Below are 12928 nucleotides of genomic sequence, written 5' to 3'. Positions count from 1 at the left end.
GCGCCGCGCCGGGCCCCTCCTCACAGCTCCTTGACGCGGATGTTGCGGTAGGAGATCACATCGGTCGTGCCGTGGACCTGGAGCCCGATGTAGCCGGAGGCGTACCGCCGGCCGTCCGTGCCCGGGTCGTCGCCCCGCGGCGGGACGAACTCCTGGCCGCCGGCGTTGTCGAACTCATTGATCAGCACGCCGTTGCGGTAGACCGAGTAGTGCTGGCCGACCACCCGGATCTCGTAGTCGTTCCAGGTGCCCTTCGGCGTCACACCCGCACCGCCGAGGCCCACCCGGTCGAACCCGTAGACCGAGCCGGTCTTGTACATGTCGCCGTCCGACCGGTCCAGAACCTGCACCTCGTGGCCGTACTTGATGGCGACCCACTCGGGACGCGGCTCCTCCGGATTGTCGTGGACGTACGGGAAGCGCACGAAGACACCGCTGTTGGCGTTGCCGTTGCCCGGCGCGTCGTCGCGCCACTGGAGCTTCAGCGAGAAGTCCCCGTACTGCCGCTGCGGGAACCACAGCATGCCCAGGCCGCCTCTGGTGGTGCCGCTGGTCATCGACCCGTCGGGGCCCAGCCCGAACGAACCGCCGCCCACGTGCTGCCACTTGCCGAACGAGGCCTGTGTGCCGTCGAACAGATCGCGGTAGCCGGTGTTCTGGCCCGGCTTTCCGATGCCGGACTGCTTGGCCGCCCGGTAGATCTTCGTGTGCTCGCGCCGGTCGATCACACCGTCGGCGAGCAGCTGGTCGAGGACCTTGTCGACGTGCTTGAGGAACAGCGCGTGCGAGGACCAGTCCTTCTCGTCCTCGATCAGCTCGTTGATGGTGCAGCGGCTGCGGGTGACGCGGTTGGGCACACCCGTGTCGACCGTACCCACGATCACTGTCAACCGCTCGTCGAACTCCGGGCAGTTGGGCGCCGGTACGCCGCCGCCCTCGGCGATCGTGAACGTCACCTTCTGCGCGGCCGAGGTGTTGCCCGCCTTGTCGGTGGCCCGGTGCAGGAGGGTGTGGAAGCCGACCCGGTCGACGATGACGGGCGTGGAGTACGCGAGATAGGGACCGCCGTCGAGGGAGTACTCGACCTTGTCGACCCCGGATTCCGCGTCGCTCGCGGTGACGGTCACCTTGGCGCTCGTGATGTACGCGCCGTCGGAGTTCTGCCTGCCACTCACCGCGGCCGAGGTCTGCGGCGGATTCTTGTCCTCGGCGGGCGGTGTGACGACGGTGAAGTCCACGGACTTCTCCGGGGCCGCGTTGCCCGCCTTGTCGGTCGCCTTGTAGCGGACCTTGTGCGTGCCCGCCTCATGCACCATCACCGGGGCGGTGTACGGCTGCCAGGCCCCGCTCGCGCCGATCGCGTACTCGATGGTGTTGACGCCCGAGCCGGTGTCGGACGCGGTCACCGTGACCGTGGCCATGCCCAGATACTGACCCTGGTCGTTCTTCTCGCCGCTGACCGTCGCCGAAGTCTCGGGCGGGGTCCTGTCGTCGGTCGGCGGGGCGACGACGGCGAAGTCGACCGCCTTCTCGGCGGCGACGTTGCCGGCCTTGTCACGGGCCCGGTAGCGGATCTTGTGCGTGCCGACCTCGTTCACCACGACGGGCGCGGTGTACGGCTGCCAGGGGCCGCCGGCCCCGACCGCGTACTCGGTCCTGTCCACACCCGAACCCGCGTCGGCCGCCGAGACGGTCACGGTGGCCTGGCCGACGTACGCGCCGTCGGCGTTCTTGTCACCGTCGACCTTCGCGGACGTCTCCGGCGGTGTGGTGTCCTGGCCGCCGCCCTCGGTGACGGTCAGGATCCCCTGCATCGCGCCGTGGCCGGGGATGGTGCAGTGGAAGCGGTACCGGCCGGGGGTGAGAGTGACCTCGGCGGTGTGCTTGCCGCCCTGGTCGTCACTGGGGTTGGCGAGGATGTTCAGCGGTACGTCGTTGTTGTACTCGGGATCGGAGACGTCGAAGGTCAGCGTGTGCGGCATTCCCATGGTGTTGCCGGTCGCCGCGCTGTTCTCGAAGACGATCGTCGCCCTGCCCGCCACCGCCGTGCCCGGGAACGACGCGTACTTCTCGATCGAGTCGCCGGCCGTCCAGGTGAGGACTTGGCCCGCGGCCACGTCGTCGCTCTGCCCGTAGGCGACCGCCGACATCAGACCGAGGACCATCGTCAGCGCGGCCACCACGGCCGTCCAGAAACTCGCCGTTCTGTGTTTCACGGGTCTCACCGCGCCGCCTTCCGTGCCAGTTTGTCGGCGGACGGGGTCGGCTCGCCGCCCTTGTACGTGACGTGCCACAGCGCCGACTTGGAGTCGGAGGTGAAGAATCCGCGGCCGTAGTCCAGGACATAGAGCGAGCCGTCGGGGGCGAACTTCCAGTCCATGAGATTGCGGATGCCGTCCGTCCCGACCGGGATGATCTTCTTCAGGGATTCGGCGTGCACCGGAATCCCGCCCTTGCCGACGGTCCTGGGGTCGGTGAGGACCGCGTGCCGCGGCTGGTCGCCGTCGTAGAAGTCGCCGACGAACCACTTCCCGTCCCAGTACGAGGGCCACTTGTCCTCGCTGGTGCTCGCCGCGTCATAGCGGTAGACCGGGCCGTTCATGGTCGCCTGGCCGCCGCCCTTGAGCCACGGCATGAGGATCTTCTGCTCCTCCGTCTTGTAGCTGGGGATGCCATTGGCGTCCCGCGGATAGTCCACGCCACCGCCCTGCGGCGAGTACCAGATGGTGTTGGAGGTGACCGGCGGCAGATTCACCAGGCCGTCGTTGTTCGGGGACTCGTTCTTCGGGGCGTCGCAGTTGTACCAGCCGAGCGGCTTGCCCGGATCGGGCAGATTGCGGTCCCGGTAGGGCTGCTTGTTGCCCATGCAGTACGGCCAGCCGTGGTTGCCCGCTGTGGTGATGGCGGAGAAGGTGTCGTACTTCGCCGGGCCCCAGGTCGTGCTCGGTGCGCCCGCGTCCGGACCGACCCAGCCCGCGTACAGAATGTCCGTCGACTTGTCGACGAAGATACGGGCCGGGTTGCGCACGCCCATCACATAGATCTCGCCGCGGGTCTTGCCGCCGCCCTCGTCCTGCTCCGTGCCCGTGAACAGGTTCCCTGCCGGGAGCGTGTAGGTCCCGTCGTCCTCGGGGTGGATCCGCAGGATCTTGCCGTTGAGGTTGTTGGTGTTGCCCGCGGTGCGGCGCGCGTCCGCGAAGGACACGCCCTTGAAGTTGGGCTGGGGGTTGTTGCCGGAGTAACCGCCGCTGAAACCGGAGGAGTTGTTGTCGCCGGTGGCGATGTAGAGATTCTCTTTCGAGTCCCACGCCATACCGCCGCCCGCGTGGCAGCAACTGTGGATCTGCACCGGCCACTTGAGCAGGACCTTCTCGGAGGCGAGATCCAGCTTGTCGGCAGCGAGGTCGAGCGTGAAGCGTGAGACGCGACGCTCGGCCATGTGCGTTTCGCGGTTGATCTGCGCATGCGGCGTGTAGTGCAGATACACCCAGCCGTTGGTCATGAAGCCGGGGTCCAGCTCGATACCGAGCAGCCCCTCCTCGACCTTGATCAGTTCATCGCCGCCGCCCTTGTTGCCGAAGACGGTGAGCGCCCCGGCGAGGGTGACCTTCCTGGTCCTCGGGTCGTAGACATGGATCTCGCCCAGGCCCTTGCCGATGTCGGGGTTGTTCCAGTCGGTGACGACGGGCGTGCCGGCGTCGGCCCCGCCGCGGCCGATGTAGAGCACCCGCCCGTCGGGTGCCGTCACCAGGCCGTGCGGCTCGCCGATCTGGTCGTTCTGCCCGGGCTGGTTGGGCCGGGTCACGCGCTCGGCGGTGTAGTTGGCGTTGATGGTGGCCTTGCAGTCGGCGCGCGAGAGGCGGGTGGTCCAGGCGAGGGCGCCGCGCAGATGGTCGCGGAAGTCGGTCTCGGCGAAGCTGTCGACCGTACCGCCCATGCCGGTGTAGAAGGAGCGGCCGCCGTCGTAGTCACGGCACCAGGAGACGGGGTGGTCCCAGCCGTTGGCGCCGGCGGCGGGCTTGTACGAACTCTCCTTGACACGGGCCACGGTGTGCACGCTGCCGGACGGGTTCGCCGCCCAGTTGAACCAGGCGTCCGGCCGCTTCCACTGCAGCGGAAGCGACGCGGTGGCCGGATGCCGGCGGTCGCCGACCTCGACGACCGCGCGCTGCACTGTGCTCGGTGCGCCGGTCGGCCGGGCCCCGATCAGCCCGGTGAACCAGTCGGAGTACGGCTCGGTGCGCGCCGCGTCATGAATGCCGACGAAGCCTCCGCCGGCCTCCAGATACGACTCCAGCCCGGCCTCCTGCTCCGGGTCGAGCACATCGCCGCCGCCGGTCAGAAAGACGACCGCGTTGTACGTGCCGAGCCTGGTGGCTTCGGTGAAGACGGCGGCGTCGTCCGTGGCCTCGGCCGTGAACCGGCCGGCGGCGGGCCCGGTCCGGCCGATGGCCTCGATCGCCGCGATACCCGCGTCGACGGTCGGCGACTCGGCGGTGGCCGAGGCGTGGAAGACGAGGACTTTCACATTCTGGCCGCCCGGGGGCGACGGTAAGGACAACGTTGTCGACGGTGGTTCCGGATTGATCCTGGCCGAGGCGACATCGCCACCGCCGAGCAGGGAGACGGTCAGAGCTCCGACCCCAAGGGCAGCTGCCAGACTGCTTCTTCGGGATCTCGACCTGTGATGTGGTGTGCGCTGCATTGGTCACCCACCCCTCTGTGGTCACAACAACAGCCTTGGAAACTAGACCCCTTTTCGTGGTTCGCCAATAGGAAAGACCGCAATGGCACGAACTTTGTCCTGGGCGTGGATAAACGAAGATCACCGGGCTACCGTGGCGCCGTCCCCGGGGTCACCTGTGCATATCCGTACCCCGTCAACCTCCGTACAGGACTGGAGAGTTCGGCATGGACAGACGGAGCTTCAACCGGCGGCTGCTGGCAGGGAGCGCGGTGGCGGCGACGGGCGTGACATCGTTATCGCTGGCCGCCGCCCAAAGCGCGACGAGCGCGCCGTCGGCGGCGGACGCACCGAGGACCGCCCCGGCGGGCGGCCAGGTACGCCATCTCAAGCTGTACGCCGAGAAGTTGATGGACGGCCAGATGGGCTACGGCCTGGAGAAGGGGAAGGCGTCGATCCCCGGCCCGCTCATCGAGCTGATCGAGGGCGACACGCTGCACATCGAGTTCGAGAACACCATGGATGTTCCGGTCAGCCTGCATGCCCACGGCGTGGACTACGACATCGCCAACGACGGCACCCGGATGAGCAAGAGTCACGTCGAACCGGGAGCCACGCGTACGTACACCTGGCGCACGCACGCCCCGGGCAAGCGCGCCGACGGCACCTGGCGCCCCGGCAGCGCGGGCTACTGGCACTACCACGACCATGTGGTGGGCACGGACCACGGCACCGGCGGCATCCGCAAGGGTCTCTACGGTCCGGTGGTGGTCCGCAGGAAGGGTGACATCCTCCCGGACAAGCAGTTCACGATCGTCTTCAACGACATGACCATCAACAACAAGCCGGCGAGCGCGAGCCCCAACTTCCGGGCCACGGTGGGCGATCGCGTCGAGATCATCATGATCACGCACGGCGAGTACTACCACACCTTCCATATGCACGGCCATCGCTGGGCGGACAACCGGACCGGTCTGCTTCAGGGTCCGGAGGATGTCAGCCGTGTCATCGACAACAAGATCACGGGCCCGGCGGACTCCTTCGGCTTCCAGGTCGTCGCGGGCGAAAGCGTGGGGGCGGGGGCGTGGATGTACCACTGTCATGTCCAGAGCCACTCCGACATGGGTATGGCCGGGCTGTTCCTGGTGGCAAAGCCGGACGGGACGATCCCGGGGTACGAGCCGCACCACCCGGAAAGCGCCGGGCGGGAAGCCGGCTCGGACGCGAAGGCCGGCGGGCACAGCCACTAGTACTGCGCCATACGGGTGAATGCCGTCGTCGGGGCCGCCGCCGTGCGGACCTTCCACGTTCGTCCGGTTTTGCGACGCCGCGCGGGGGCGCAAAGCCGGAGTTATGCTGCATCCAAGGCAAACTGAACCGGGAAAGGCTGATACTCCAGCGACTGTGGCGGCCATCGTGAGAGCTTGGAAAATCTGGGCATTCAGGGTCGGCGTCGTGGGAGCCCGGAGGTATCCACGACGGGTCGCCCGTCCGCCGGGCGCCCCCGACAGTGGCAGTGCGTCATGGCCGGGATGATCGAGGACTATGCCGTCGTCGGTGATCTGGAGACGGCAGCCCTCATCAGCCGCGACGGGGCGATCGACTGGTTGTGTGTGCCCCGCTTCGATTCTCCGGCCTGCTTCGCCGCGCTTCTCGGGGGCCCCGGCAACGGGTACTGGCGCATCGCGCCCGTCGGCCGGCGTCAGTGCAACCGCCGGTCGTACCGCGGCGACACCCTGGTGCTGGATTCCATTTGGGACTCGGTCGACGGCGCGGTGAGGGTCACCGACTTCATGCCTCCGCGCGCCGATCTGCCCCATGTCGTGCGCATCGTCGAAGGTCTCTCCGGGACCGTGGCCATGCGCGGAGAAATGAGGCTCCGGTTCAACCACGGCCGTGTCGTTCCCTGGACGCGCACCCGCGGCACCTACGTCGTCTCGGTCGCCGGACCCGACTCCGCATGGCTGAGCGCCGACCAGCGGGTGGATGTGCGCGCCACCGACGACTGCACCTATTTCGACTTCACCGTCCGGGAAGGCGAGACTCTCGCCTTCATGCTCAGCTGGTCACCCTCGCACATGCCGGTCCCGCCGCTGGTCGACCCGGCGACCGCGCTGCTGGAAACACTCGATTTCTGGGAGCGCTGGACGGCGAAGTGCCGCTACCAGGGGCCCTGGCGGGACGCTGTGGTGCGCTCCCTGATCACATTGAAGGCGCTCACCTACGCCCCCACCGGGGGTATCGTCGCCGCGGCCACCACGTCCCTGCCCGAGAGCATCGGCGGAGAGCGGAACTGGGACTACCGGTTCTGCTGGCTCCGCGATTCCACTCTCACCCTCTCCTGCCTGCTGCGCAGCGGTTTCCGGGAAGAGGCCGTGTCCTGGAGGGACTGGCTGCTGCGCGCCATCGCGGGGGATCCGGCGGACCTGCAGACGCTCTACGGCGTGGCGGGGCAGCGCCGGCTGCCGGAAGAGTCGTCGGCCTTGTGGCTGCCCGGCTACGAGGGCTCGGAGCCGGTCCGCTTCGGGAACGCGGCGGTGGGGCAGTTCCAGCTCGACGTCTACGGCGAGGTGCTGGACGCCTTGTACATGGCCCTGCGCTCCGGTGTTCCCATGCCACGCCATGTATGGAGACTCGTCAACTCGTTCATGAGCTACCTCGAAGAGCACTGGCGCGAACCCGATGAGGGACTGTGGGAGGTACGCGGGCCACGGCGGCAGTTCGTCCACTCCAAGATCATGTGCTGGGTGGCCGCCGACCGCGCCCTGCGGATGTGGAAGCTGGCCGGACGCACCGACAACGTCGAACGATGGCGAGCCATGCGCAAAGAGGTCCACCGGGAGGTGTGCCGGGACGGCTGGAACGAGGAGAAGGGGTCCTTCGTGCAGTACTACGGGGCCCATGTGCTCGATGCCTCCGCGCTGCTCATCCCCAGAGTCGGCTTCCTGCCGGTTCACGATCCGCGGGTGCTCGGCACCGTCGAGGCGGTCAGGACGCTGGATCACCACGGCTTCCTGCGCCGCTACGCCAGCAGGGACCATGAGGTGAACGACGTGGACGGGCTGCGTGGCTCGGAGGGTGCGTTCCTGGCCTGTTCGATGTGGATGGCCGATGCGCTGGCCGTCACCGGGCGCCAGGACGAGGCCCGCGCGGTGTTCGAGAGGGTGCTGGACGTGCGTAACGATGTCGGGCTGCTCTCCGAGGAGTGGGATCCGGTGACTCGCCGTCAACTCGGCAACACACCACAGGCGTTCAGTCACATCGCGCTGGTCAACACGGCCTTCACCCTGCGGGAGGCGGCACAGGGTCACCATCCGGCCGAAGAGTAGTCGGCCAGCGCCCGGGCATCAGCCGGCCAGTGCCCGGCGCGTCAGGGCCGCATCTGCAGTTCGAACCGCTCGACGAACTCCGAAAGCGACTCGTTGAGCCGGTCGATGTCCTCGTCGCTGTTCTTGGCGGTGACCTGGATGCGGACTCCCACCCGGTCCCGCGGGACGAGCGGATACGCCGCCAGCGTGACGTAGATCCCGCGGTCCCAGAGGAACTGCGCCGCCGCATCCAGGTCAGAGCCGTCGGCGAGGGGAATCTCGATGACGGGCAGCCCGCTGGTGTTGGGCGTGAAGACGCCAAGGGCGTTGACATGATCCAGGACGCGCATTGCCTTGCGGTGCAGATCGGCGCGGATGGTGTCGCCCCGCCGGTCGTTGACATCCAGGCCGGCGAGTGCACTGGCGAGCGAGGCCGTCGGTGAGGGGCCGGAGTAGAGATACGGTGCGGCGGCGACCTTGAGATGGTCCTTCAGCCATGTCGGCAGAGCCAGGAACGCCAGCAGCGACGAGTACGCCTTGGAGAATCCGCCGACCAGGATGACGTCGTCGTACGTCTCCCCGAGATGGCGGATGATGCTGTTGCCGCGGGAGCCGTACGGGGACGTCTCATCGGCACGGCGTTCGCCGACGATCCCGAAGCCGTACGCGTCGTCGATGTACATCAATGCGTCCCGCGCCCGGCAGACGCCAGCCAGTTCGGCCAGATTGGGCAGGTTCCCGGTCATGCTGTCGACCCCGTCCAGGCACACCAGCCGGGAGGAATCGGCCGGCGCGGCGCGCAGCAGAGCATCGAGTTCGTCCGGCCGGTCTGCGTGGAACCGCTGCACGGTTGCGCCATGTGCCCGGGCGACCAGGCATCCGTCGTAGACCGTGCGGTGTGCGCGTGCCTCGATGAAGATGTGGCCCTCGCCGCCGATCACCGGGATCACGGAGGCATGGATGAGGGTGACGGTCGGGAGCAGCAACGTGTCCGGCGCGTCCAGCAGTTCGGTGAGCCGCTCCTCGATCTCCGGGTAGAGGCTGGGACTGCCGCCCAGCCGCGACCAGCTCGCGTGGGTGCCCCAACGCTGAATCTGTGGCTCGATCGCGTCCATGATCTCGGGGTCGAGGTCGAAGCCCAGAAAGTTGGATGACGCGAAGTCGATGAGCCAGTGGTCACCGCAGCGCACGTGCCGGCCGCGGACCTCGTCGACGACGGCATCGCACATCGGGCTGGAACGCCGCAGGTGTTCGAGATCTCCCCAGCGCGGGTCGCGTCGCACGTCGCTGGGTGTCAGTGTCTTGCGTGCGGGATCCTCGTCCACCGGGCCTTCGGCACCGGTCGACGAGCGCGGGCTGACGTCGGCGGTGCTCTGGCGAATGCGGGTCGTCCGACGCGTCGCCGTGCTGTTGATCACCCGTGGTGCTTGGTGTTCGCTGGCGCTTCTCAGGAGTTGTTCGCCCTGGTCCGCTGTCATCGGGCGGGCGAACAGATAACCCTGCCCGAACCGGCAGCCCATGGCTGCCAGCCGGTCCCGCTGCTCCACCTCTTCGATACCTTCGGCAATGACCTGAAGGCCGAGGGTGTCGGCAATGCGCACAATGCCTTCGACCAGAGCGACTTGCTGGTCGTCGACGCCGATGTCGTCGATGAAGGACTTGTCGACTTTGAGCACGTCGATCGGGAATTCGCGGAGATAACTGAGCGACGAGAAGCCGGTGCCGAAGTCGTCGATCGCCATCCCCACGCCGAGTTCCTTCAGCGTCCTCATCACCGAACGAATCTGATCGTCGCGATTCATGAGGACGGTCTCCGTCAACTCCAGCACCAGCGAACCGCTCGCCAGGCCGGACGTGTCGAGGACGCGGCGCACCTGCTCGAGGAACCCGGGGTCGCGGAACTGGCGGGCGGACACGTTGACGTTGATGTTCAGGGGGACCGGCCGTGGCACCGACTGCTGCCAGTGGGCCACGTGGGCGGTGGCGTGTTCGAGCACCCAGGCGCCGAGCGGCATGATGTGCCCGGTCTCCTCGGCGAGCGCGATGAACTGGTCGGGAGGCATCAGACCGCGCCTGTCCTGCGGCCAGCGGATCAGCGCTTCGAAGCCGGTGACCTCGCCGGTGGGGATCTCGACTATGGGCTGATAGCGCACATGGAACGCCTCGGCGGCGATGGCGCTTTCGAGGCTCGCCTGGAGTTCGTGCCGCTCCAGCATTCCGGTGTGCAACTGCGCCCGGTAGGTGCGCCACTGCCGCTTCCCGGCCGTTTTCGCGGCGTACAGGGCCAAGTCGGCATGTTCCAGCAGTTCTTCCGCGTTGGCGCTGTCCTGCGCGCTGGCTATGCCCACGCTGGCCGAGAGGCTGACCATTCCGCTCGAGAGCCGGAACGGCTCGGTGAGACTCTGGATTATCTGTTGGGCGAGCACTTCCGCGGCTGCCGGTTCCTTCGCCCCCTCCATGAGCACCGCGAACTCGTCACCCCCCAGGCGCGATGCCGTGTCACTGGCCCGCAGTGTTCCGGTCAACCGCCGTGCCACGGCGATGAGGAGTTCGTCCCCGACCGAGTGGCCCCTCGTGTCATTGACCACCTTGAAGTCGTCCAGGTCCACGAACAGTACGCAGGTGAGGGTGGAAGCCCGGCGTCCGCGCAGCAGTGCCCGCTCGATCCGCTCCAGCAGGAGCACACGGTTGGGGAGGCCGGTGAGGCCGTCGTGGAAGGCGCGGTAGGTGAGTTCCTGCTCCAGTTTGCGCTGCTCGGTCACGTCGCGCAGGGTGAGGACCAGTCCGTGGACGGTCTGGTCGTGCCGCAGGTTGCTGCATCGGACCTCCACATCGATGCGTCCCCCGTCCTGCTGCAGGACCTGCCAGTCGTTGCGGCTGTCCAGGTCGTCCTCGGTGCGCATCCGCGCCAGGGACTCCATCGCCCGCTCGCTGTCCTGGTCCGCCACGAGTTCGCCGAGTCCCACCCCGTACAGGGGCGACCGGCCGAACATCCCCTCGGCGGACGGGCTCGCGTACTTGATGGTGTTGTCGTCGTCGAGGATCAGGATCACGTCGGAGGCGTTGTGCACGAGGGTGCGGAAGTACGCCTCGCTGTTACGGCGGTTGACCTCCTTGCCGAGCGCGACGCGTTCGACCGCCAGTGCGACCTGCGAGGCCAGGGTCTCGAAGGACCCCCACAACTGCGCCAGGCTCTGCTCCGGCCCCGCCACGACCAGAGCGCCGACCAGCGCGTCACCGGTCGGACGGTCGGGGAAGGACAGGGGACACAGCAGGGCGTTCGGCAGGTCCCCCAACTCGGAGGCTGCGGACTGACCGAGGTCCTCGAGCTTCACGACCTGCGTCTCACGGGCGAGGAATGCGGGCAGCCACGCTTCGGCCGTCTCGTCGGTCCAGTCGAGGCGCCAGTCCCAGAGGCGCGATGTCGTGCGCACGCTGTGGAGCCTGGACTCGCCGGTGTCGGTGGTCAGCAGGACGGCCTCGTGGGGCGTCCGCGCTCCGAAGAGCAGGTCCGCCGCTCCCTGGACCGAATTCGCGATCTCCTTCACGCTGGCCGCCGCCACCAGCGACGCGGCCCCCTCCCGAAGGCCCCGTTCGCGGCTCATTGCCTTCAAGTGGACGGGGACCAGGCCGGAAAGACGGGCCAGTACGAGCAGGAAGAGAACGGCCGAGAACACGGCGATGACAGCCCCGTCCTGGACTGAGCCGCCCAGGGCTTCGTACAGGAGCATCGTGGGAGCGACCAGCGCGGCCAGGGCGAGTATGACGAGCCGCCGGATGCGGATGACCGGCTGCCGCTCGGGCATTCGTGTCGTCAGTTCCACCATCGAGGGATGCAGCGCCGCCAGACCCCAGGCGGTGAAGAAGACCACCCAGCCCAGATCTATCGGGGTGCCGGTCTGCCAGGTTCCATTGAGCTGGAGACGCCCGTAGAAAACGTCGGAGACGAGCATGCCGAGCGTGCCGACGGTGAGGAGCTGGACCGCGGGGCTGCGCACATCGCCGGGAACGAGCAGACGCACGAGCATCGCCAGCATCAGTACGTCACCGAGCGGGTAGGCGATCGAAATCGCTCGCTGAATCCAGGTCATGTCGGCGGCCTGGGCATACGGCGTGATCAGGTAGACCCAGGAAAGCAGCGCGAGGCCGGACACCAGAATCAACGCGTCCAGCAGATTCGCGAGGCCACGCCCCGTCGCGCGATACCGGATGAATCCGAACAGCCCTATGGCGAACAGCGGATACGTCGCCAGATAGAACACGTCGGCCAGCGAGGGAAATGGATTCTGCTGGTTGAAGACGGTGTTGAGGATGTTGTACGTGGTGTCGCCGGCGGTGAAGGTCAAGTTGGCGGCGGCGAGCACCAGCCACGGCCAGCGGTGGGTCGGCCGGTTGATCCGGATGCCCAGGAGAATGGCGCAAACGCCGAGGAGGCCGATGGCTGCCCAGGTGATCTCGCGTCGGCTCGGGATCGTCAGGTACACGACGGTGAGCGGGATCACGAGTGCGAAATAGCCGGCCATCAGGCGCTGGAACCGGGTCAATGCGAACCGCCTCCTACCACCATCGGACACCCGGTACAGCACCGTTGTCTGCTGGGCAACGTCGGCCTGTTCGTTGGCTTTTTCGATGGTATGTCGGCTTTGGATGGGCGGCGACCGGAGGTCCTGAGCGGCCCCGGATCAGGCGTTGAGGCCTTTCTCCGCCGGTCGGCCTCCGTGGGGGTGTTTTGCCGGTTCCCGGTAGGGCGGTAATTCTTCATCTTCGGCATAAATGGGACGTTTCCATCGCATCGCATTCGTCCCATTTGAGTGAAATGTAATTCACTATGGCGGACATCACATAAAAGGCGCCGAGTCTCGCCAACTCGGCGTTGTGTCATAAGTTCTGAGGGTCAGTGACCTCGGCGATACGGGTGACAGGACAACGAAGGCGG

General features: G+C 67.3%; 5 protein-coding genes. 2 read left to right on the top strand and 3 right to left on the bottom strand.

The features are described 5' to 3' along the window. Positions 1–20 precede the first annotated feature (20 nt). Together OHA61_RS05530 and OHA61_RS05525 are read right to left on the bottom strand one after the other, a co-directional pair. Complete coding sequence (locus OHA61_RS05530; protein ID WP_406307285.1) at positions 21–2165, bottom strand: OmpL47-type beta-barrel domain-containing protein; 2145 nt, start codon at positions 2163–2165, stop codon at positions 21–23. A gap of 56 nt (positions 2166–2221) precedes the next feature. After that, positions 2222–4705, bottom strand: coding sequence for a ThuA domain-containing protein (locus OHA61_RS05525; protein ID WP_406301990.1), 2484 nt, complete (start codon positions 4703–4705; stop codon positions 2222–2224). Positions 4706–4911: 206 nt separating this feature from the next. Between OHA61_RS05525 and OHA61_RS05520 the strand changes: the two genes are divergently transcribed. Both OHA61_RS05520 and OHA61_RS05515 read left to right on the top strand, forming a co-directional pair. Further along, positions 4912–5934, top strand: a complete 1023-nt coding sequence (locus OHA61_RS05520; protein ID WP_406301988.1) for a multicopper oxidase domain-containing protein — start codon at positions 4912–4914, stop codon at positions 5932–5934. Positions 5935–6207: 273 nt separating this feature from the next. Further along, positions 6208–8013, top strand: coding sequence for a glycoside hydrolase family 15 protein (locus OHA61_RS05515; protein WP_406301986.1), 1806 nt, complete (start codon positions 6208–6210; stop codon positions 8011–8013). Between the two features lie 41 nt (positions 8014–8054). On the opposite strand, the gene OHA61_RS05510 is transcribed toward OHA61_RS05515, so the two are convergent. Further along, the gene (locus tag OHA61_RS05510; RefSeq protein WP_406301984.1) at positions 8055–12536 is read right to left on the bottom strand and encodes an aminotransferase class I/II-fold pyridoxal phosphate-dependent enzyme; all 4482 of its coding nucleotides are present in this window, start codon (positions 12534–12536) and stop codon (positions 8055–8057) included. Positions 12537–12928: the final 392 nt, after the last annotated feature.

It is taken from the genome of Streptomyces sp. NBC_00885, assembly GCF_045207475.1.
Classification (GTDB): Bacteria; Actinomycetota; Actinomycetes; order Streptomycetales; family Streptomycetaceae; genus Streptomyces.
Note: the sequence above shows the minus strand (reverse complement) of the source record. Positions and strands in the feature narration are given on the sequence as shown.

Excerpts from the sequence above, each read along its gene's own strand:
- OHA61_RS05515 (WP_406301986.1), top strand. The coding sequence starts at position 6,208 with ATGGCCGGGATGATCGAGGACTATGCCGTCGTCGGTGATCTGGAGACG.
- OHA61_RS05530 (WP_406307285.1), bottom strand. The coding sequence starts at position 2,165 with ATGGTCCTCGGTCTGATGTCGGCGGTCGCCTACGGGCAGAGCGACGAC.
- OHA61_RS05520 (WP_406301988.1), top strand. The coding sequence starts at position 4,912 with ATGGACAGACGGAGCTTCAACCGGCGGCTGCTGGCAGGGAGCGCGGTG.
- OHA61_RS05525 (WP_406301990.1), bottom strand. The coding sequence starts at position 4,705 with ATGCAGCGCACACCACATCACAGGTCGAGATCCCGAAGAAGCAGTCTG.